This is a genomic window from Phyllobacterium zundukense (assembly GCF_002764115.1).
Taxonomy (GTDB): domain Bacteria; phylum Pseudomonadota; class Alphaproteobacteria; order Rhizobiales; family Rhizobiaceae; genus Phyllobacterium; species Phyllobacterium zundukense.
The window spans coordinates 3,037,055-3,059,313 of sequence record NZ_CP017940.1 but is presented as its reverse complement, the minus strand read 5'-3'; the positions used below and the strand labels follow the sequence as shown (position 1 = coordinate 3,059,313).

General features: G+C 57.5%; 17 protein-coding genes. 11 read left to right on the top strand and 6 right to left on the bottom strand.

All coding sequences use genetic code 11. From position 1 onward, the window contains the following. The first annotated feature begins 23 nt into the window (after nt 1-23). The 5 genes from BLM14_RS15335 to BLM14_RS15315 all read left to right on the top strand — a co-directional run bounded on the left by BLM14_RS15335 (nt 24) and on the right by BLM14_RS15315 (nt 4,832). Complete coding sequence (locus BLM14_RS15335; protein WP_100001357.1) at nt 24-920, top strand: ABC transporter substrate-binding protein; 897 nt, start codon at nt 24-26, stop codon at nt 918-920. After that, on the top strand, nt 917-1,879 hold the full coding sequence (locus BLM14_RS15330) for an amino acid ABC transporter permease (protein ID WP_100000194.1): 963 nt from the start codon (nt 917-919) through the stop codon (nt 1,877-1,879). Before BLM14_RS15335 ends, BLM14_RS15330 begins: the two co-directional genes overlap by 4 nt. Beyond that, entirely contained in the window at nt 1,876-2,673 is a 798-nt protein-coding gene (locus BLM14_RS15325; protein WP_165788437.1) for an amino acid ABC transporter ATP-binding protein, read from the top strand. Before BLM14_RS15330 ends, BLM14_RS15325 begins: the two co-directional genes overlap by 4 nt. Before the next feature lie 174 nt (nt 2,674-2,847). Further along, nucleotides 2,848-3,918, top strand: coding sequence for a hypothetical protein (locus BLM14_RS15320; protein ID WP_100000193.1), 1,071 nt, complete (start codon nt 2,848-2,850; stop codon nt 3,916-3,918). Beyond that, nucleotides 3,918-4,832, top strand: a complete 915-nt coding sequence (locus BLM14_RS15315) for a class I SAM-dependent DNA methyltransferase (protein WP_100000192.1) — start codon at nt 3,918-3,920, stop codon at nt 4,830-4,832. Before BLM14_RS15320 ends, BLM14_RS15315 begins: the two co-directional genes overlap by 1 nt. Here the strand turns inward: BLM14_RS15315 and BLM14_RS15310 are convergent, their stop codons facing one another. The 3 genes from BLM14_RS15310 to BLM14_RS15300 all read right to left on the bottom strand — a co-directional run bounded on the left by BLM14_RS15310 (nt 4,833) and on the right by BLM14_RS15300 (nt 10,286). Next, the gene (locus BLM14_RS15310; RefSeq protein ID WP_100000191.1) at nt 4,833-5,624 is read right to left on the bottom strand and encodes a TIGR02186 family protein; all 792 of its coding nucleotides are present in this window, start codon (nt 5,622-5,624) and stop codon (nt 4,833-4,835) included. Continuing rightward, complete coding sequence (locus BLM14_RS15305; RefSeq protein WP_100000190.1) at nt 5,621-6,553, bottom strand: sulfite exporter TauE/SafE family protein; 933 nt, start codon at nt 6,551-6,553, stop codon at nt 5,621-5,623. Before BLM14_RS15305 ends, BLM14_RS15310 begins: the two co-directional genes overlap by 4 nt. A gap of 208 nt (nt 6,554-6,761) precedes the next feature. Then, entirely contained in the window at nt 6,762-10,286 is a 3,525-nt protein-coding gene (locus BLM14_RS15300; protein WP_100000189.1) for a peptidoglycan-binding protein, read from the bottom strand. Nucleotides 10,287-10,774: 488 nt separating this feature from the next. Here BLM14_RS15300 and BLM14_RS15295 point away from each other — a divergent pair, with 488 nt between their 5' ends. The 6 genes from BLM14_RS15295 (at nt 10,775) to BLM14_RS15270 (ending at nt 18,956) form a co-directional block, all read left to right on the top strand. Next, nucleotides 10,775-12,568: an acyl-CoA dehydrogenase C-terminal domain-containing protein gene (locus tag BLM14_RS15295; RefSeq protein WP_100000188.1), complete on the top strand. Its 1,794-nt coding sequence runs from the start codon at nt 10,775-10,777 to the stop codon at nt 12,566-12,568. A 66-nt stretch (nt 12,569-12,634) separates the two neighbouring features. Next, complete coding sequence (locus tag BLM14_RS15290) at nt 12,635-13,807, top strand: acyl-CoA dehydrogenase family protein (RefSeq protein ID WP_100000187.1); 1,173 nt, start codon at nt 12,635-12,637, stop codon at nt 13,805-13,807. A 27-nt stretch (nt 13,808-13,834) separates the two neighbouring features. After that, nucleotides 13,835-15,043, top strand: a complete 1,209-nt coding sequence (locus BLM14_RS15285; RefSeq protein WP_100000186.1) for an acetyl-CoA C-acetyltransferase — start codon at nt 13,835-13,837, stop codon at nt 15,041-15,043. A 12-nt stretch (nt 15,044-15,055) separates the two neighbouring features. Further along, on the top strand, nt 15,056-17,275 hold the full coding sequence (locus tag BLM14_RS15280; protein ID WP_100000185.1) for a 3-hydroxyacyl-CoA dehydrogenase NAD-binding domain-containing protein: 2,220 nt from the start codon (nt 15,056-15,058) through the stop codon (nt 17,273-17,275). Between the two features lie 150 nt (nt 17,276-17,425). Then, entirely contained in the window at nt 17,426-18,067 is a 642-nt protein-coding gene (locus tag BLM14_RS15275; RefSeq protein WP_100000184.1) for a LexA family transcriptional regulator, read from the top strand. A 13-nt stretch (nt 18,068-18,080) separates the two neighbouring features. Beyond that, the gene (locus BLM14_RS15270) at nt 18,081-18,956 is read left to right on the top strand and encodes a thermonuclease family protein (RefSeq protein WP_100000183.1); all 876 of its coding nucleotides are present in this window, start codon (nt 18,081-18,083) and stop codon (nt 18,954-18,956) included. A 9-nt stretch (nt 18,957-18,965) separates the two neighbouring features. Here BLM14_RS15270 and BLM14_RS15265 read toward each other — a convergent pair whose 3' ends face one another. The 3 genes from BLM14_RS15265 to BLM14_RS15255 form a co-directional block, all read right to left on the bottom strand. Continuing rightward, nucleotides 18,966-19,349 carry a VOC family protein gene (locus BLM14_RS15265; protein ID WP_100000182.1) on the bottom strand — a complete coding sequence of 128 codons (384 nt, stop codon included), beginning with the start codon at nt 19,347-19,349 and terminating at the stop codon, nt 18,966-18,968. Nucleotides 19,350-19,381: 32 nt separating this feature from the next. Then, the gene (locus tag BLM14_RS15260; RefSeq protein ID WP_100000181.1) at nt 19,382-21,037 is read right to left on the bottom strand and encodes a lysine--tRNA ligase; all 1,656 of its coding nucleotides are present in this window, start codon (nt 21,035-21,037) and stop codon (nt 19,382-19,384) included. Between the two features lie 128 nt (nt 21,038-21,165). Further along, nucleotides 21,166-22,002 carry a transporter substrate-binding domain-containing protein gene (locus BLM14_RS15255; protein ID WP_100000180.1) on the bottom strand — a complete coding sequence of 279 codons (837 nt, stop codon included), beginning with the start codon at nt 22,000-22,002 and terminating at the stop codon, nt 21,166-21,168. Nucleotides 22,003-22,259 lie beyond the last annotated feature (257 nt).

Below are 22,259 nucleotides of genomic sequence, written 5' to 3'. Positions count from 1 at the left end.
GAAACAAGAAAAGGGGAATGAACATGAAACTTATGAAAATGGCATCAGCCGCGTTGCTCGTAACATCTGTCCTGGCGGGATCGGCCATGGCTGAGGAGACAGCGGTTCCCAAACAGACCGTAAACGAGGCGCTGAAGGCAAAGCTGCCGGAGGAAATCCGCAAAGCCGGGAGCATGATTTCAGTGAATAACGGCTCGTTCCCGCCCTATGAGATCGTCACCGGCACGACCGAGATGACCGGTGCCAGTGCCGATCTGACCAATGCACTTGGCGAGCTTCTGGGCGTCGAGATCAAGCATGCCACCGTCAGCGGCCTGTCGGCTCTGCTCAGCGGCATCAATTCCGGACGTTATCAGTTTGCCTTTGGCCCGGTTGGCGATTTCGCCACCCGCGAGGAGGCCAATGATTTTGTCGATTATGTGCAGGAATATGTTGTATTCGCCGTGCAGAATGGCAATCCGAAGGGCATTACCTCGCTTGATGCTGCTTGCGGCAATCGTATTGCCGTGATGGCCGCAGGCTCGGCCGAGAAGGTCATCAAGGCACAGGCAGAAAAATGCACCAAGGATGGAAAGCCGGCGATCGAGGTGCAATCGTTCACCGACCAGCCAAGCTCTATCCTGGCTGTCCGGTCGAAGCGCTCTGATGCCTTCTTTTCTTCGCAAGCTCCACTGACCTATTTCGTTCAGCAGACCAATGGCCAGCTTGAACTTGCTGCAACAGGAGAGAAGAACGGCTTTGATAACCTCTACCAGGGCGCTGTAGTGCCGAAAGGTTCGCCGCTGGCGGAGGTGCTTCACGATGGCCTGAAAATTCTCATGGACAATGGTACCTATGCCATCATCATGAAGAAATGGGGACTTGAGAAGAACATGATCAAGGAGCCCGGGATCAATCTTGCGGGCAAGGGTGCTAAATGACCCAGAACAACCCGACAATGGCATTGCCCCCTACGGGCGATGCCGAGGCTGCGCTTCGCGATGTCGCGAATGCGCACAAGCCCTTTCGAACGGACCGTTGGCTTCTCTGGGGCATCACGCTGCTCATTGCGGCGAACTTCCTCTGGATCGTCGCCCATAACGAGAATTTCGGCTGGCCGACCGTAGCGCAATGGTTCACCGAAGAAACAATCCTGCGCGGCCTCTACGTTACTCTTGGCCTGACTGTGGTCGCCATGGCCATTGGCGTGGTGATCGGGCTGCTTCTCGCCATTGCCCGCATGTCTAATGATCGGCTCGCCAGTTCACTGGCGGGTCTTTACATATGGTTCTTCCGTGGCACGCCTCTGCTGGTCCAGCTCATATTCTGGTACAATCTCTCCACGCTCTTTCCGGAGATATCGCTTGCGATTCCATTCGGGCCGACGCTTGCCAGCTGGAACACCAATGACCTGATCACACCGATGACGGCGGCAATTGCCGGCCTTGCGCTCAATGAAGCGGCCTACATGGCTGAGATTATCCGCGGCGGGCTGCTTTCCGTCGACAGGGGCCAGATCGAAACCACGGAAGCCTTCGGCATGACGCGCGCCCGGGCTCTATGGCGGATCATCATCCCGCAGGCCATGCGCTCCATAGTCCCGCCAACCGGCAACCAGTTGATCAGCATGATCAAGGCAACATCGCTCGTTAGCGTCATCGCCATGGCCGATCTGCTCTATTCGGTGCAGGCTGTCTATAACCGAACCTTCGAAGTCATCCCAATGCTCATGGTTGCCGTCATCTGGTATCTGTTCATCACCTCAATCCTTAATGTCGGGCAGGGCTTTATCGAGCGCTATTACGGGCGTGGTGAGCGCGGCTCTGCGACGGCAGTGAAGAAACAGGAGCAAGTTGTCGTGGCAGAGATTTCAGCAATGGTGCCGGAGGGCAGCAAATGACCGCCGCTTTGTCCATAAATGCTGTTGAAGCCGTCCAACCACTGGTTCAGGCACGCAATGTGCACAAGGCCTTTGGTGAAGTCGAAGTACTCAAGGGTATCGATCTCGACGTTGCGCCCGGTGAGGTTGTCGTCGTTCTTGGACCTTCAGGTTCAGGCAAATCAACATTCCTGCGCTGCGTCAACCATCTTGAAGCAATTGATCGCGGGTCCATCGTCGTTGCAGGGGAGCAGATTGGCTATTCCCTGCACAATGGCAGGCTCAACAAACTGCCTGCCCGGGCAATTGCCGTACAGCGGCGGCAGATCGGCATGGTGTTCCAGCAGTTCAATCTCTATCCACACATGACGGCACTGCAGAACATCATCGAAGCACCGATCGGCGTGCACAAGCAAAGCCGCAGGCAAGCGACCGAACTGGCTATGGAACTGCTGGCCCGCGTCGGGCTGACGCACAAGGCCGACGCCTATCCCCGGCAATTGTCCGGCGGGCAGCAGCAGCGCATTGCCATCGCCCGTGCACTTGCCATCAAGCCGAAGCTCATGCTGTTCGACGAGCCGACGTCGGCGCTTGACCCCGAATTGGTGGGTGAAGTGCTGGCGACGATGCGCGATCTCGCCGATCAGGGCCTGACGATGATTGTCGTTACGCACGAGATCGGATTTGCGCGCGAAGCGGCCGACCGGGCCGTGTTCATGGATGGTGGAATTATCGTTGAACAGGGAAGGCCGGATGACGTGCTCGGTAATCCGCAACACCCCCGCACGCGGGCTTTTCTCAGCCGCTTCATCTAAATAGTGTGATTTTCGGCCCCCGACGTAGTGCGAGGGGCCGAATGCACAATATTCTGCGACCGAAGTCCTTATCGGTGAAACTGCCATCATTGCGCCGCGAGAGTCTTGAATAAGCAGTCAAATAGGCTATGGCTACCCATTCATACGAGCTGCTTTGAAGGGAAAATCGTCGAGTTGGAAGCGATCGAGCAAGCGATCCGGAACGCATTGGCGAAATCGGATGCCAATAACCCTGCGATTCGTCAGAAAATCTACGAATCCGCCTGGGGTGCGCATGAGCGCTCACTGGCTGCCAACGGGGCGCTGGACGATGATCAGCGTGAGGATCGCCGCGAACGCTTGAAAGCGTCCATCACCCGGATCGAAAAGGAAATTCAGACGGAGGGTACGCTGACGCCGCCTCCGGCACCCGCTCCGGTCGCTGAAAAGCGCGAGCCGGTTCTTTCACGCGAAACCATTCAACCACTCCAGCCGGAAGAAGCCAGGGTCGAGCCCTCGCTGGGTATCGTGTCGGAGCCGGAATTCGATACGCCTGAAACCGTATCTACGGACTCTGTTACCGCCGACAACTATCGCCCTGACCGCCTGCGGCCACGCCTGCAGCGCAAAGCCGAACACAGGAAGGCGAGTGGTTTGACCAAACTGCTCATCATTCTTGCCATGCTAGCGATTGCGCTCGGCGTCCTGTGGCTCGTCGCCTCCGGGATCATCAATTCGAAGCCATCCAGTGTCCCGCCGAGCACCGGCAATCCCGCTGCCAGCGACAACCATGAGCCGTTGAAGGAAGGGCAGCTATCGTCCGAAGGGACGTGGATCACGATCTTCGACCCATCCGATTCGACGCGCGTGTCGGTGGCCGGACGGGCGACGGCCAGTGTCGATGGCGATCAGCTGGAGAAATTCCTCCGCATCAAATCGCCCAGCGAAGCCGATGACGTCAACTTTGAGGTCGGAGAGGGCGTTCTCGAACAACTCATGGGCAAGCAGGCAGTATTCGATATCATCGCCAAGACCGAGGACGGCACCAGCACGCAGATTGCCGTCAGCTGCGACTTCGGCACTCTTGGTGATTGCGGGCGTACGCGTTTCGACGTTTCCGATGCCAATGGCGAATATCTGGTGCAGAAGCAGTTTCCGACTGACAAGAAGCCCAGTGGGGGCGGTGTGATCAAGATCAATTCGGATGTTTCCCAGACCGGGAAGTCGGTCGACATCATTTCCATCCGTGTCCAGATTGCGAACTGATGACTCGCGCATTCCTGCCTTCCGGTGATCTGATCGCGGACCGCCGTGCCTCCTATGCGGACATGTTGTTCGAGACCGGCGATCATGCGGCCGCGGCCGACCTGATGCGGCAGGCGCTGGAGATTGTGCCGGGCTGGACCGCGGGATTGTTCCGGCTTGGCGAGATGGAAGAGGCAGCGGGGAAGGGCGATGCGGCCGCCGAGGCCTGGCGCCGAGTGCTGCAGCTCGACGCGAACGATCGTTTCGGCGCGGCATTGAAACTCGCAGCGAGCGGCCATGCAACTGCACCGGACACACCGCCGACTGCCTATGTCGAAAGCCTGTTCGACGCCTATGCACCAACATTCGAGACTGCACTGCTGGACCGGCTGGACTACCGCGTACCCGAATTGCTGGCGGTTGCCATCAAGGCAGCAGCATCGGGAACGCACTTCCGGTCCGCGCTCGACCTTGGTTGTGGTACAGGCTTGATGGGTCCTTATGTCCGTGCCGAGACGGATCACCTCGCCGGCATGGACTTGTCCGAAGCTATGCTGCAGAAGGCGGCGGAAAAACAAATCTACGACAGCCTGGCAAAGGGCGACGTCAACCAGCTGGATGCGCTACCCCATAGCGCAGATCTCGTTATCGCCGCGGATGTCTTCGTCTATGTCGGTGATCTCGACCGCGCCTTTGCCAATGTAGCGAGAATCCTCGCGCCCGATGGACTTTTTGCATTTTCCGTCGAGAACCACGCGGGCGAGGATGAACTGATCCTGCAGCCATCGCTGCGTTATACGCATTCCGAACGCTATGTCCGAAGGCTGCTGGCGGAGCATTCCATGACGCCCCTGAGTGTCGGGCGCGAGGCAATTCGCCTCGATCGCGGCGAACCGCTACAGGGGCTCATTGTGGTGGCGAAGCGTCTGGCTTGATCAATCCTTGCGGAACACCAGACGACCCATCCAGCCGGTGATGACAGCGAGAAGGACTGCGAACAGACCATAAAGCAGGCTGTGCTGATTGGCTGCACGATAGATGCGGAATTCGAGGCCAGCTTTGACGATGTTGAGACTGGTGGCGCTTTCACGCAAAAACTCGCCGTTGCGGAACAGATAGGCCCGCGCCACGTGCTTACCCACCGGCACATTGGCAGGCAGCGAAAGCGTTGCGCGAAACAGGGTCGATGACAGGAACTGCACATCGCCCATACGCTGGCTGTAGAGCTGCTGTTTCAGCTTTAACCGCGGCAGCTCCTTGGTGAACTCCTTGAGAGCGAAACTGGATTCAAAGCCATCCGGCGTCGGTTCATAAAAGATGTTGTTCACACCAAGGCCAAGCTGGGCAAACACCTTCGGTGTGGTGATATCCTGCAGGCTGCGGGTCGATGCCAGTGAGTACGAGGCCGGAATGTGCTGGAAAGTGACCGATTCCGTGTTGATCCAGATGCCGAAGAACCGGTCCTTGCGGCGCACGACGAAATTGCGTTCCGGCCCTTGCAGGATCACGATAATATCGTAGCGGCCCTGCCTCTGGATCAGCGGGTCCGCATTGTCCAGCGCGCCAAAGACTGTCAGATCGGTCCCGCGAAAGCCGGACGTAATGGCAATCGTATCAGTGGAGAGTCCGATTTCCACCGTCTCCTTGTTCGGCAACACCTGTGCAACGGCGGTGTTGCCTGCCCCCAGTCCGATGATCAATACCAGAACCTTTGCAAGGGCTTTCATGATCCCCCCGACGCAAGAGCCAGGGAAATGGAATAAAGATCGTCCGGGGTGACGAAAAGCTCGATAGCCAGACGCAGGCCAACCGCCAGAACCAGCATTGCAAGCAAGGCACGCAACTGCTCGCCGCGCAGCTTCTGGCCAATGCGGGCGCCATACTGCGCCCCGATCACGCCGCCTGTCATCAACAGCATCGCCAGTACTATATCGACGGACTGATTGGTCGTTGCCTGCATGACCGTGGTGAAAGCGGTGACAAATACGATCTGGTAGAGCGAGGTGCCGATAACCACATTGGTCGGTACCTTGAGCAGATAGATCATGGCCGGAACCATAATGAAGCCGCCGCCAACACCCATGATCGAAGAGAGGAAGCCGATTGCTCCCCCCAAAACGAGAACAGGGATGATGCTGACGTAGATTTTCGACGCGCGGAACCGCATCTTGAAGGGCAGGCGATGCACCCAATTGTGCTGCCCGGGCTTCTTCAGGGTGGCGAGCTGCCCTGCGCGTGTCCGCCGCATGGACTGGACACTCTCATACAGCATCAGGCCGCCGACGGTGCTCAGAAACACCACATAGAGCAGTGAGACGATCAGATCGAGCTGACCGAGTTCCCGCAAAAGAACAAAGACGTAGATGCCGACCGCGGCGCCGATTATGCCGCCGATGACCAGCAGTGATCCCAACTTGACGTCCAGCGTCCCTCGCCTGAAATGTGTCAGGGCGCCACTGAACGACGAAGCAATGACCTGGTTCGCGCCGGTGGCGACTGCAACTGCTGGTGGAATATTGTAGAAGATCAACAGCGGCGTGATCAAAAACCCGCCGCCCACGCCGAACATGCCCGACAGGAATCCCACCGCCGCGCCCATGCCGAAGAGCACGAAGATATTGACCGAAATCTCGGCTATAGGCAGGTAAATACCCAATGCAAACCCCGAACTCATCATGGTGCTACGACACTGTCGTAACACCACAATGACAGCAATTCTTTAAGGTTTCTTGCCCTCTCGACGGGCTTGAGTCAAACACTGACTCAAGCAAGTGCAGCATATCGGTTCAAACACGAACCCATTTGTCGCAGCAGCATGCTGGCCGTTGTTTTGACCGGAAATTCACCTGGTAGATGCCAGGCACCTAGCCGTTCGTCTTGAGCAGGTTCCTCACAAGGTCCTTGTCGATATTGCCCGTTGGCTTCAATCCATTGTCCTTCTGGAACGCCATGATAGCGTCACGCGTCTTGCTACCGATCTTGCCGTCCGAACCGCCGGCATCGTAGCCATGCTTGTTCAGGATGAGCTGGATGTTGCGAATTGCTTTTTCCATGTCGATGGAACCGGTCGTCGTCGGGTTTTCCCGCCACTCGTTGGGCACGCTGAGGGCATTGGTGTCCGGGTTCATCTGCTTTGGCTTCCAAAGATCGACGGCCGTACGCGCACGCTCGAGTTGTTCGGGGAGCATGGCCTTCGCCACTTCATCGCGTTTCTGCGCGGCGTCCTTGTCACCGGCATTCGCGGCAAGCGCGAACCACTTGTAGCTTTCTTCGAGATTTTGCGGGACGCCCATGCCCTTGGCCGAAAGGACAGCCAGGTTGAACTGACTGTCCTTGACGCCGAGTTCAGCTGCCCTGGCAAACCAGCGGGCGGCAGATTCATTGTCCGGCGCGCCATTCGTACCTGCTGCAAACAATACGGCAAGATTGTGCATGGCGCTCGCATTCCCCTGTTCGGCGGCGAGCTGATAGTAGGTCTTGGCCTTCGCCAGGTCACGGGTGAGTCCCAGACCCTTCTCGTAGAAATTGCCGAGGCGATACTGTGCCGGAGCAAAGCCGCGTTCTGCGGCAAGATTGTACCACGAGGCTGCCTTGCCGTAGTCGCGTTCAACGCTGCGTCCGTCCGTGTAGCGGTCACCGATTTCGAACAGTGCCTTGGAATCGCCGTTGGTTGCCGCCGCGCGCAACGGCTCCGGCCCAGCCTCTACTGGAATGGCTGGAATGGCCGTGGCGGATTCAGTGGCCGTGGACGGTGCGGAGGTAGCAGCCGCTTCGATTGTAGAGGGAGTGTTCTGCTGGGCAGCAATCAGACTTGCCACGCTGTCAGGGGCGGGCTGTGACGCTGCCAGCTCAGTTGCCCTGCTATTCTCCGCCGGAGCTTCCGGTTCGATGGTCGCAGCAGCATCGGCAGGTCGCACGGCTTCAGAAGCACTGGAAGCCGTGACCTGAGAAGGTGCTTCTGGGTCCGGCACTCCTGGTTGGGCTTGCGTTGATGCCACATCCAGTGCGGCCGGATGGTCAAGGAATGCGTTCTTCAACTGGAGGCCCGCGATCGCGATCATGATTGCGCCGATCGCGAGGAGGATCGGCTTGCGCTGGCGTGAGAAGAGGCCACCTTTCGTGCTGTCTTTTTCCGAAGCAAGGGCAGGGGATCGCTTCTGGCTTTCAACTTCCGATGCTGCTGCCTGAGCTGCCCGCCGGGCGGCTGCGATGAAATCGGCCTTGCCCGCAGACGCATCGCCAGCAAGAGGCGTGTCCCGGCGGTTATCGCGAACCCGCTTGAGGATTGAATTGAGATCAGGCATGCCGGAACCGGGTTCGAGCGGACGGTTGAGAATGTCCGGATCGAGTTCCATTTTCACATCGGATTTCCCGGCTTCGTCTGCCTCATCCATTGCAGGATCCTGAGGCGTGGCTTCCTGCTTGTTGCGCCCCTTCAGGCCGCGTGCCAGGCTACCAAACAGCGATTTCTTCTCGCGTGGCGCGTGATCTGCGATTTCGGCATCGCCGGCGAGTGTGACGTCCGGCGAAACGTCCTCATCCTTTGAAAAACTGGGGGCATCAAAGGCGGGTTCAACGTCGAGATTCGGGTCGTAGGCGAGCTCGGGTTGTCTTTCGGGCTCGTGAACGGTGATCATGTCAGACCTTGTTCCGACAATGCCTTGCACCGGTGCGAAACCACTTTCCAATGAGGCGAGACGATCGACGATCTTGAGCAGTGTGTCATGGATCGCTTCGAATGTCTTGGTGTTGCGCTCCTCGGATTTGCGCGCCAGCATTTCCAGCGTCTTCAAATCGTCCGCCAGTTCGCGCGCAATCATGCTGTCCTGGGCACTGCCGAAATTCGCCGTATTGCGGATTGCCTCGGCTGCAGCGTTGCGGGCAGCTTCCACGACGAGATCGCGACTGGCGGCAATCGACTCTTCGATCGCTTCGAGACGCGGTGGGATGGCAGCCATTTCCGCATGACGATCATTCGACTGGGACAGGTGCTCGGCCAAGCCTGCAATCTGCAATTCGAGATTGCGGATGGCATCCTGAGTGCCGTCAACCTGAGGCACATTCTCGGCAATGTAACGTGCCATATCGTCGAAGCGGGCTTCGAGATTGTCAGTCAGACGAATGTCGCTGTGCTCGGCCATCATGTGATGATCGTCGAGCCGCCGGGTGAGTTCTTCGAAACGCTGGTCGATTTGCTCGACGAAGGCGGGATCAGCAGCGGCGAGCTGAGGCATGGTTTCGAGCTTGTGGATGATCTGCATCACACGATCTTCCAGATCGCGGAAGTCGGAAATGCTGATCGATGCCGGTGCATTCTGCAGGTGACGTGTGACGGCTGAGAGTTGTTCCGACAAAACGTCAAGGCTGGGTATCGGTGCTGCTTGCTGTTCGGTCAGGTGATCGACGCGCTGGGCAAGTTCGCCCATGCGCTGGAGGATCGTGTCGGACGTGCGATCATGCGTTGCTGTTTCGATCTTGGTCGCCAGTGAGGTGATCCGCGCCTCGAGCCGCTCGAAGGCATCGGCGTCGGCATTGCGGGTGGACGCAGGCCGCGAAGTGGCAACAATGGCGCGGCTGATTTCGTCCAGTCGCTCGTCGACCTGCTGCATGAATTTGCCGGTCAGCGAAGTGCCGTTCTTGCGTGACATCTGTTCGACGGCACTCGAAAGCAACATGAGCTTGTCTTCGACGTTTTTCAGCGGCAATGAGTGCGGCAGGACATCCACGGCCTGACGAATTTCGTTGAGCCGGCCTTCCAGCGATCCCAGCGAGGCGCTAGTCTCTTTCGAATTGAACGGGTTGCGCTGCGCAAAGGCGTCAAAGCGCTCATCCATTGCGTCCCAGCGATTGCCAAGGCTCTTCACTGACTCCTCGCGCGCCAGCGTGTCTACAGTTCGCTTCAGTTCTTCAAGATCACCACGCAGCATCGACAGATGACCCGTCTCCGGCCGGGTCGCCGGGGTGCGATCATTGAAACGATCACCGGAAGCCGTCGACTGGCGCAGCCGGTTCATGGTCCCGTTATGCGGCTCGGCGCGGCTCGGCGCGGGTGTTTCGATTTCGTCGCTCATCTCTTCGCGCAGTTGCTTTAGCTGGGCTGCTATGGCCGAGAGATCATGCTTGCCGTCGGAGCGCTGATTTGCGGAGGCTGGTGCCGGTTGCGCCACGCCATATCTTGGCGCTGCTGAACGGCCCGCGCGCGACGCCAGGGCGGCGAAGCGGTCGGCGATGTCCTGGCTCTCTTCGTGAATTTCCGGCTTCGGCTCCATTGCGCGGCGCAACTGGCCTTCAAGTGTTTCAAGAGTACGGTTGAGACTGTCCAGCGACGTCGCATCGCGGCGCGCGCGGTTCACATTGACCTGTTCCATTAGTGACCTTTGGTTCGTCATGGACGTCTGCTGCCTGGGTTAACGCCAGCGTAGGGGCGCGTTCAAAATCCTGACCGTCTGGAGCAGTGGTGCTGGTCTCGGTTTGCCGAAAAGCAGAATGTGTCCTTCAAGACGTCCATTCGGGCTAATCCGGAAAGCCGGGACAGGTTTGCCCCATGCGGTCCGACAAGCCGTGAAAAACAAATCACATATAGACACGGATCACCGACACCGTGACATTGGCGAAACGTGGTAAACAACTGGTTAAGACAGCCGATCAATCGTTAAAAAAGTCATCCGGCTACGCAAATCCAGGAACCTGTTTCATCGGGAATTCATGCTGAGGCTCTAAAGCGGGATGATCAGCCGCCAAGGTTTAATCATGGGAACAGAAATTCACAAAATTTTGACGTTTACGGAAACGTCAAAATTTGTTAGAGGTGATGAAAATCGGACGGTACCCAAGTTCCGGTGCTGTATTTGCTCGTTTATGTTTTGGAGGAAACCTGATGCCGAGTTATCGCGCGCCTGTTGAAGACACGCTGTTTATCCTGAACGATGTCCTTGGTCTTGAACGCTACAACAACCTGCCGGGTTTTGCCGATGCATCGCCGGACATTGTCGAGGCGATTCTCGGCGAAGGTGCTAAGCTCGCCGAGAACGCGCTGTTCCCGGTCAATCAGTCCGGTGATCATGAAGGTTGCGTGCGGCATGATGATGGTTCAGTCACAACGCCGAAGGGTTTCAAGGAAGCGTTCGACCAGTATCGCGAAGGCGGCTGGGTCGGTCTTGCCGTACCACAGGAGTTTGGCGGCCAGGGCCTTCCCTATGTGCTGCATGTGGCTGCAGGAGAATATATGGCATCGGCCAACATGGCGCTGGTCATGTATCCCGGCCTGACCCAGGGTGCGATCGCCGCCATCCTAACCCATGGTACGGACGAGCAGAAGCAGGCCTACCTGCCCAAGATGACCGACGGTACATGGACCGGCACGATGAACCTGACCGAGCCGCATTGCGGAACCGACCTCGGTCTGTTGCGCAGCAAGGCTGTGCCAAACGCCGACGGGTCCTACAGGATCTCCGGGCAGAAGATTTTCATCTCGGCCGGCGAGCATGACATGGCTGAGAACATCATCCATCTGGTTCTTGCCCGTATCGAAGGTGCACCCGAAGGCACCAAGGGCATATCGCTCTTTATCGTTCCGAAATTCAATCTCGATCAGAATGGCAATCCCGGAACGCGCAATGGCGTGTCGTGTGGTTCGATCGAAGAGAAGATGGGCATCCACGGCAATTCAACCTGCGTCATGAATTATGACGAGGCCACGGGATACCTCATCGGTGGTGAGAACAAGGGTCTGCGCGCCATGTTCACGATGATGAACGAGGCGCGGCTGGGCGTTGCCCTGCAGGGCCTCTCCATTGGCGAGATCGCCTACCAGAACGCAGCCATCTATGCGCGTGACCGCATCCAGGGTCGCTCTTTGACCGGGCCGAAAGCGCCGGACAAGAAGGCTGATCCCATCATCGTTCATCCCGACATCCGCCGCATTCTGTTGACGATCAAGTCGTTCAACGAAGCCGGCCGCGCGTTCATCCTCTGGTCCGCTCTGAAGTCAGATGTGGCGCATCGTTCCGGCGATGAGGCCGAGCGGCAGTTGGCCGACGACATACTTGGTTTGATGACACCGGTTCTGAAGGGCGTCCTGACTGACAAGGGTTTTGAGCACGCTTGCATGGCTCAGCAGGTTTTCGGCGGCCACGGCTATATCGAAGAACATGGCATGAGCCAGTATGTGCGCGATGCGCGCATCGCCATGATCTATGAAGGCGCCAATGGTATCCAGGCCCTGGACCTCGTCGGACGCAAGCTCGGCGCCAATGGCGGCCGTGCGGTGATGGCCTTCTTCAAGGAAGTCGGTGATTTCTGCGAGGAAAACCGCAGCGATGAGAATCTTGCCTTCTTCACCAAACATCTGAAGAAGGGTCTTAACGATCTGCAGGCCGCGTCCATGTGGTTGATGCAGAACGGTATGGCCAACCCGGACAATGCCGGTGCTGCCTCGACCGATTACATGCATCTCTTCGGCCTGGTTTCCCTAGGTTACATGTGGGCGCGCATGGCCAAGGCATCGCATGCCAAGTTGGCACAGGGCGCCGAAAACAGGGCCTTCCACGAGACCAAACTGGTCACCGGCAAGTTCTTCATGGAGCGCGTCATGCCGGAAACCTCGGCGCATCTTGCCCGCATCCAGACTGGAGCAGACACGATGATGGCGCTGCCTGCAGAAGCATTCTAAGCTGCTCAAAGCCAATTTCGAGCCGCCGTCTTGCGGCTCGTCCATGACTGTTTCGGGAGGTTTGTGATGGGTCTGCGACCGGAAGAAGTATTGGGTGTTCCAAAACCTGACTGGAAGACCGACGACGTCGTGATGCTGGAGGATATGGCGACGAAGTTCCTCGAGGCCGAGGTTCTGCCGCATTACGACCGTTTCGAAAAGCAGGAAATATTTGACCGCTCTGTCTGGGAACTCGCTGGCGAGAACGGGCTACTCTGTGCTTCCATGCCGGAGGAGTATGGTGGTGCCGGTGGCACCTATGCGCATGAAAGCGCGATCCTGGAAGCCATCAGCCATGTCGGCGTCGACGGTTTTGGCATAGCCCTGCACAATTCGATCGTCGCTCCCTATATCCTCCACTATGGATCGGAAGAGCAGAAGCAAAGATGGCTGCCGAAAATGGCGACTGGCGAGCTGATCGGCGCCATTGCCATGACCGAGCCCGGTGCGGGTTCGGACCTTCAGGGCGTCAAGACCAGCGCGAAGAAGGATGGTAATCACTACGTCGTCAATGGATCGAAGACGTTCATCACCAATGGGCAGCTGGCCAATCTCGTCATCGTCGTAACCAAGACCGATCCGGCGCAGGGCGCAAAGGGCACCTCGCTCATCGTCGTTGAAACTGACGGTCAGGAAGGTTTCGAACGGGGTCGCAACCTCGACAAGGTCGGGCTCAAGTCGAATGACACGTCTGAACTTTTCTTCAATGATGTCCGTGTGCCAACCTCCAACCTTCTTGGCACCGAAGAGGGCCAGGGCTTTGTCCAGCTGATGCAGCAATTGCCGCAGGAACGTCTGCAGATCGGCGGCACGGCGATTGCCATGGCCGAACGGGCCATTGCCATCACTTCTGACTATGTCAAGGAGCGCAAGGCGTTCGGCAAGGCAGTCATCGATTTCCAGAACACGCAGTTCAAACTGGCCGAGCTCAAGACAGAGGCCACGATCGGCCGCGTCTTCTACAACCACTGCGTCGAGCGCCATTTGAATGGCGGGCTCGATCCGGTCACCGCTTCCATGGCGAAGTACTGGCTCAGCGACCTGCAGAACAAGGTGGTCGACGAATGCCTGCAGCTGCATGGCGGCTACGGCTATATGAATGAGTATCCGATCGCCCGCATGTTCCGCGACGCCCGCGTCCAGCGGATCTATGGCGGCACCAACGAAATCATGAAGCTTTTGATCGCCCGCAGCCTTTGAGCTGCCGGTTCGAACAGGGAGAATGAAATGACTGAGGCATATATCTATGACCATGTGCGCACACCGCGCGGCAGAGGCAAGAAAGACGGGAGCCTGCATGAGGTTCCCGCTGTTCGTCTCGGCGCCAAGGTGCTCGAAGCCCTGCGCGACCGCAACGACCTCGACACAGGTCTGGTCGATGACATCATCTATGGCTGCGTTGATCCGGTCGGCGAAGCAGGTGCGGTCATTCCGCGCTCTTCGGCGTTCGAAGCGGGCTATGATTTCAAGGCGCCGGGCATGCAGATATCGCGTTTCTGCGCTTCTGGTCTCGACGCGGTGAACTTCGCTGCTGCCAAGATCGTGCAGGGTGCGGATGACATCGTGATCGCGGGCGGCGTTGAATCGATGTCGCGTGTCGGCATGGGTATGTCGGGGGGCGCCTGGTACATGGATCCGTCGGTCGGCCTGCCTGGCTATTTCATGCCACAGGGCGTTTCCGCCGATCTGATTGCCACGAAATATGGCTTCAGCCGCGATGATGTCGATGCCTATGCAGTGGAAAGTCAGAAGCGCGCCGGCGAAGCCTGGAAAAAGGGCTATTTCAAGAACTCTGTTCTCGAAATCAAGGATCAGAACGGCCTGACGATCCTCGATCATGATGAGCATATGCGCCCGACGACAGATATGCAGGCGCTGGCTTCGCTCAACCCATCCTTCGTCATGCCTGGTGAAATGGGCGGCTTCAACGCTGTCGGCATTCAGGCCCACCCGGAAGTCGAGACGATCAATCACGTGCACCACGCGGGTAACTCGTCCGGTATCGTTGACGGCGCCGCCGGCGTATTGCTCGGCTCAAAGAGCGCCGGCAAGGCGCTTAGCGCCAAGCCGCGTGCCCGTATTCGCGCTTTTGCCAATATCGGCTCTGATCCGGCTCTCATGCTGACCGGCCCGGTTGATGTGACTGAAAAGCTGCTGAAGCGCGCCAAAATGAAGATTTCGGACATTGACCTGTTCGAGTTGAACGAGGCTTTTGCCGCCGTGGTCCTGCGCTACATGCAGGCTTTTGACATTCCACGCGACAAGATCAACGTCAATGGCGGTGCGATCGCCATGGGTCATCCGCTCGGGGCCACTGGCGCGATGATCCTCGGCACCGTCCTGGATGAACTGGAGCGCCGCGATCTCAACGTTGCACTCGTCACATTGTGCATCGGTGCGGGCATGGGCACCGCAACCATCATCGAACGCGTCTGAGGAGAACAGAAGATGAGCTATACAAACTTCAAATTCGACGTCGACGCGGACGGCATTGCACTCGTGACTTGGGACATGCCCGACAAGTCCATGAATGTCTTCACCGAGGAGGTGATGAAGGAACTCGATACCATCGTTGACCGTGTCGCCAAGGACGAAGCGATCAAGGGTGCGGTGATCACCTCCGGCAAGGACACGTTCTCTGGCGGTGCGGACCTGACCATGCTCAAGCGCATGCTCCAGCTTTTCCAGGAGGAAAAGGCGAAGGATCCGAAGAAGGCTGTTGAACTACTGTTCGAAAACACCGGCAAGATGGGCGGCCTGTTCCGCAAACTGGAAACATCCGGCAAGCCGTGGGTTTCGGCGATCAACGGTACCTGCATGGGCGGCGCCTTCGAAATGTCACTGGCCTGCCACGGCCGTGTGGTTTCGGATGATCCGGCAGTGAAGATGGCCCTGCCGGAAGTCAAGGTTGGCATTTTCCCTGGCGCCGGCGGCACGCAGCGCGTTCCGCGCCTCACCAACCAGCAGGATGCCTTGCAGATGATGACGACGGGATCCAGCCTGACAGCGTCGCGCGCCAAGGCGATGGGACTGGTGCATGAAGTCGTCCCCGCCAAGAAACTCGTCGAAGCGGCGAAGAAGATGATCAAGGCTGGTCTGAAGCCAGTTCAGCCATGGGATGAAAAGGGCTTCAAGCTTCCGGGTGGCGCCATCTATTCGCCTGCAGGCGCCAATCTCTGGCCCGCTGCGACGGCGATCCTGCGCCGCGAGACCTATGGCAATTATCCAGGCGCGGCCTCGATCCTGAAATCCGTCTACGAGGGCCTGCTCGTACCATTCGATACCGCGCTTAAGATCGAACAGCGCTATTTCACCAAGATCCTGCAGACGACAGAAGCCGGCATGATGATCCGCTCACTGTTCGTCTCCCTGCAGGAGTTGAACAAGGGCGCACGCCGTCCGGCTGATGTCAAACCGACCAAGTTCAAGAAGATCGGCGTTGTTGGCGCTGGCTTCATGGGCGCGGGAATTGCCTATGTCACGGCCAAGGCGGGTATCCCGGTGGTGCTCCTCGACCAGAGCCTGGAGGCAGCCGAAAAGGGCAAGGCGCATTCCGCCGATCTCATCACCAACGAAATGCAAAAAGGCAGGGCGACGGCCGAGGACAAGGAAAAGCTGCTTGGTCTCATCACGGCATCATCGGACTATGCTGATCTGGACGGTGCCGATCTCGTCATCGAGGCGGTGTTCGAAGACCGTGAAGTCAAGCGGGTGGTAACGGAAAAGGCCGAGGCCGTGCTGAAGCCGGCGGCGGTCTTTGCCTCCAACACCTCGACACTGCCGATCACCGGACTTGCCAAGGTCTCACAGCGCCCGAAGAACTTCGTCGGCATTCACTTCTTCTCGCCGGTCGACAAGATGATGCTGGTCGAAGTCATCCTCGGCAAGAAGACGTCGGACAAGGCCCTTGCCGTTGCGCTCGATTACGTCCGTGCGATCAAGAAAACGCCGATCGTCGTCAACGACACGCGCGGCTTCTATGTCAATCGCTGCGTCCTGCGCTACATGTCGGAAGCGTACAATATGCTGGTTGAAGGCGTACCGCCTGCGATGATCGAGAACGTCGCGCGCATGGCGGGCATGCCGGTCGGGCCGCTGGCACTCAACGACGAGACGGCGATCGACCTGTCACAGAAAATCCTGAAAGCTACACTGGCCGATCTTGGACCGAAAGCCGTTGATCCGCGGCACGTGGAATTGGTCAACACGCTTGTGGACAAATATGACCGCCGTGGCCGCAAGAACGGCAAGGGCTTCTACGACTATCCGGCCAAGCCCGCCAAGAAGCACCTATGGCCAGAATTGAAGATGCTTTATCCGCAACAGGATCCCGACAAGATCGACATTGAGGTCTTGAAGCAGCGCTTCCTCTTCACCATCGCCCTCGAAGCTGCCCGTGTCATGGAAGAAGGCATCGTCACCGACCCGCGCGAGGCGGATGTCGGCTCGATCCTCGCTTTCGGTTTTGCACCTTACACCGGCGGGACCCTGTCCTATATCGACGGCATGGGTGCGGCCAAATTCGTCGAGATCGCCAAGGGGCTACAGCGGAAATATGGGCCGCAATTCAAGGCGCCGAAGCTCCTGCTCGATATGGCCGAGAAGGGCGAGACCTTCTACGAGCGTTACAATCCCTACCCGGTTGAGGACAAGAAGCAGGCTGCTTGATAGTCGCAATCAGCCATTTGAAAAGGGCGGGCTCTAGTCCGCTTTTTTCTTTTGACGAGTAAGAAAGTTTTCCGCAATTTTACTCGACTTTTCCGAGATTCCTTCCTAAAACAATAGAGAAGGTATTTTTTCCTGCCTCTGGAACAAACCATGTTTTCACATGACCGCATCTGGGCGGCCATCGACGCGCTGGCAGAACGCCATTCCCTGTCCGTTTCCGGATTGGCGAAGCGGGCCGGACTTGATCCAACGACGTTCAACAAATCGAAGCGATATGCCGTCGACGGACGCGCGCGCTGGCCCTCGACTGAATCTCTGGCAAAAATCATGGAAGCCACCGGCGCCTCGCTGGACGAGTTCATGATGCTCGTCGTCGGCAAGGCAACACGCGCCGGCGGGGCAGCAACGCGGTCTGTGCCGCTTCTCGGATTTGCGCAGGCTGGCGCTGGCGGTTTCTTCGATGATGGTGGCTTTCCCGTGGGGCAGGGCTGGGATGTCGTCGAGTTTCCAGTCGGTTCCGGCGATGCTGTCTACGCACTGGAAGTGTCAGGCGATTCCATGCTGCCGCTATACCGTGATGGCGATACGATCATCGTCTCCCCCGGCGCGGCCGTGCGGCGTGGTGACCGTGTGGTGGTGCGCACCAAGGACGGCGAGGTCATGGCCAAAATCCTTGCGCGGCAAACACCGCGAACCATCGAATTGCAATCGATGAATCCTGAACATCCCAATCGCACTTTTGACGCGGTCCATATTGACTGGATCGCCCGGATCCTGTGGGCAAGCCAGTAGGAACTTTTTCCGCATGCGCCAGTTGCCACTTTATGTTCTGACCGTTTTCGTGGCTCTGGGACTGGTCTACGCTTTTGTCGCGCCATTCCATGGCGGCCTCGATACACCGGCAATTGCAAGCCAGGGTGTCGAGGTCACGCCCGAAAACTTCGAATTGCCGGATGATATGAAGAATGATGTCCCGGATGAGGGGCAAAAGGCTGCGCAACCGCAGGGGCGGGTGACTTCTCCGGACGCACGACAGGTCGATCCGGACGTGTCGTCGTTGCCGGATATTCAGTCAACGCCACTGGAACGTGTCGAACCGCGCCAGCCATTGAGCGAGTTAGGGCAGGCAGCGCCTCCCGCACCGCCTCCGGCCGCGGTGCCGGTCGACAATACGGCAAGGCCGGTGCTGCTCTACCGTCCAGTCGCGATTGCCGCTGGCACGATCGAAGCGTCGGGTTACAAGATCGCGCTCGAGGGCATTGACACACTGCCCATCGATGAGACCTGCAGTGCCGAAGGCGGCGCAACCTGGCCCTGCGGCATGGCTGCGCGGACGGCTTTTCGCAACTGGCTGCGCTCAAGAGCGATCGAATGCAACGTGCCGGGCCAGCCATCGGACGAGCTGATTGCCACCCAATGCAAGCTTGGAAATGCTGATCTTGCCGGGTGGCTTGTGGAGAATGGCTGGGCCAGGGCCAAGGATGGCACGCCCATGGGCGATACGATGAAGAAGGCTGAGGAAGCCAAGCGCGGCATCTTTGGCAGCCCGCCACCAGCTCTTCCCGCTATCGGCGAATTGCCGCTGCCATCCTTCAGTACACCATTGCCACCGGAAGAACCTGTTCTGGCACCACCGCCATTGGCGGTGCCGAACGCGCCATTCCCGCCAAGGCCTCAGTAGATCTATGCGCTACGCTTCGTGGCAGACGGCCTCGATGTTGTGGCCATCCGGATCAAGCACAAACGCCGCGTAGTAATCAGTGTGGTAGTGCGGGCGCAGTCCGGGCTGGCCATTGTCGCGGCCCCCTGCCGTTAAAGCGGCTTTGTAAAAGGCATCGACGGCAGCACGGCTGGTGACGCGGAAAGCGACATGCACCGGCGGCTTGTTTGGTGTACCGCTGACGACCCAGAAGTCCGGTTTGCCTCCTTCACCAAAGCCGGCAACGTCCTCGCTGCCCGTGACAGAAGCCGGAAATTCTACGATCAATTCATAGCCGATTGCGGCAAGTGTTTCGGAATAGAACTTCTTGCTTTGCTGGTGATTGCTGACAGCGACGCCTGTATGATCGATCATTCGGTCCTCCCACGGAATTTAACGATGTCTGCCTATGATAGTTGCCCCGCCAGTGCCTTTGCAATGAGAGCGCGTGTCTCGGCGATACCGTAAAGCGCGACGAAAGAGCCAAAACGCGGACCGCGTTCCTGCCCGATCAGCACTTCATAGAGCATCTGGAAGAAAGAGACGGATACGCCTGGTCCGCCTTCCGGGCTCTTCTTCGTATGATCCTGGTAACGTTCGATAGTGCGTGCGACGTCGAGAATCGCGTTCTGGATTTCATTTCCGTCAGCGTCGCTAGGAAGAGTTGCCAACTTCTTGTCCATCTTTTCCAGTGCGCCACGTTCCACTTCGTCGGGCGTGCGGAATTTCTTCGATGGCTTTACGAAATCATTGAAGTAGCGGATTGCGTAACCTACCAGCGCATCCAGTTCAGGATTGCTCTGGGCCGTGACGCCCGGTGCGTAACGGGAAATGAATCCCCAAAGAACGCTGCTGTTCTCGGCATTGGAAGCGCTGACAAGATTTAACAAGAGCGCGAACGGAACCGGCATTTCGACAGCTGGCGGATTGCCATTGTGTAGGTGCCAGACAGGATTGTTCAGCCGGTCCTTCCAGGATTGGCGCCCATAAGCGGAGAGATAAGTAAAGTATTCGTCCACTGCCTTGGGTATGACGTCAAAATAAAGCCGCTTCGCCGTTCTCGGCTTCTGGAACATATAAAGACCCAGACTTTCGGTTGGCGCATAGGTCAACCATTCGTCAATGCTGATACCATTACCCTTTGACTTGGATATCTTCTGGCCAACATCGTCGAGAAACAGTTCATAGACGAAATGCTCGGGAGCGCGGCCACCCAAAATCTCGCAGATTCGGTCGTAGATAATTGCATTTGTCTGGTGGTCTTTGCCAAACATCTCGAAATCAACGCCGAGGGCTGCCCAGCGCATCCCGAAGTCAGGCTTCCACTGCAGTTTGACGTTACCGCCCGTCACAGGAAGGGTCGTCTCGACGCCGTTCTCGTCGTCAAAAGTTACGGTGCCGTTCTTCGCGTCTATGTTCTTCATCGGAACGTAGAGAACTCGGCCGCTTGTCGGAGAAATCGGCAAAAAGGGGCTATAGGTTGCCTGACGCTCCTCGCCGAGTGTCGGCAGCATGACCTTCATAATGTCGTCATAGCGCTCGGCAGCACGCAGCAGCACCTCGTCGAAGCGGCCAGATTTGTAATACTGCGTCGCGCTGGCAAATTCGTAGTCGAAACCGAATGTATCGAGGAAACGGCACAGCATGACATTGTTGTGGTCTGCGAAACTGCTGTAGTCGCCGCCAAACGGATTGGGAACAGCCGACAGCGGCTTGTGCAGGTGCGGCACCAGGAGCGAGCTATCCGGTACATTGTCCGGAATCTTGCGCATTCCGTCCATGTCATCGGAGAAGCAGAGCAGTTTTGTCTTGACCCTGTCGCCGGTCAGAACGCGAAAAGCATGGCGCACCATCGAGGTGCGCGCCACTTCGCCAAAGGTGCCGATATGGGGCAGCCCAGAAGGGCCGTATCCGGTTTCGAACAGGATGGTGTCAGGGTAGCCGGTCTTCTCGTAGCGTGTGATGATCTTTTGCGCCTCTTCGAAGGGCCATGCTTTGGCCTCAGCTGCCGCCGCGATCAATTCCGGGGTCAGTTCGATTTGGGTGTTTAGGCGCGAAGTCATTCGGTTTTCCTGTTTTTTCCTGCCATTTGATGGAGCGCGCGGACACTATGGCGGCCGGTTGCCCGCGTCAATCGCATGGGCTCGTGTGAAGGCAATCCGGTGATGATTTTCGAAGGATTGGCGTGTCCTCAATAAAAATCGACTGGAAAATACCGCAGATAGAGTTCCGAGATTGTCCCCTTTGCTTCCATGGCCTTCAGGGCGAAATTGAACGCTTCGATAAGCTTGCTGTTTTCAAGTGTCGCCGCGATCACCATGCCATCGCCAAGAAATTGCGGCGCGCTATACAACCCGCCAATAAAGGCACAACAATTTCCGGCTTCTGGGCTGCCAATCCAGAAAGAAAGATCAGAGCCATCGCCAAAGATGGCATCGATCTTTTTCGCCTGCAGATCCTTGAACATGAGGTCACGCGACGGATAGCCGACCCAATGTCCTTTCGGAAAATAATCCGCAAAAATTGCCTGATGCACTGACCCCGCGATAACACCAACTGTCTTCTTGTCGAGCGCATCGGCTAGAGGCTCCTGCAGCGGCGTGTTTTTCACTGCCATAAAGCGAGCAGGCAGTCGCATATAGGGTGCCGTGAAGATGTATTTTTCGCGCAGGGCCGCAGTTGGCTTCAGACCTGCAATAATCGCTTCCGCCTCGCCATTTTCGAGTGTCGGTTGCAATTCATTCCATGGACGCGCTTCGATCTGGCATATGGCCGTTACATTGAGTTCGTCGCAGATTGCTCTCACAAGATCGATATTGAAACCGGAAATGCGCCCTGTGCTGTCGATGAAATTGAAGGGTGGGTAGTCCACGGTGGTCACGAAACGAATGCGTTCGACGGTTGAAAGATCCGGTTTCGAAACGTGTTCGCGGCCATCCCAATAGTGCGGAAAATCCGATGCAATGGCTGCCAGCGGTGCGCCCGTAACGAGACTAAGGGTAAGAAATACGATTGTTCGGATATGCATTCGGTCTCAACATGACGGTGTGATTTGCACATAGGCTAGCATGAACGAACTCACCGGGACAGGTCGCACCGACCACGCAAGGTTTGCGGCACGCGCATTGCGAAAAAGCGACGACAGTCATGAATACGTAATGACAATAAGATTTTTATCGTATTGAATGCCAATTATTCGCATTTTATCGGTATCAACTGGAAGTATACCAAGATTTCTACCGTTGATATACTTATATTGAACGGTTTCAATTTTTAATTGCAGGG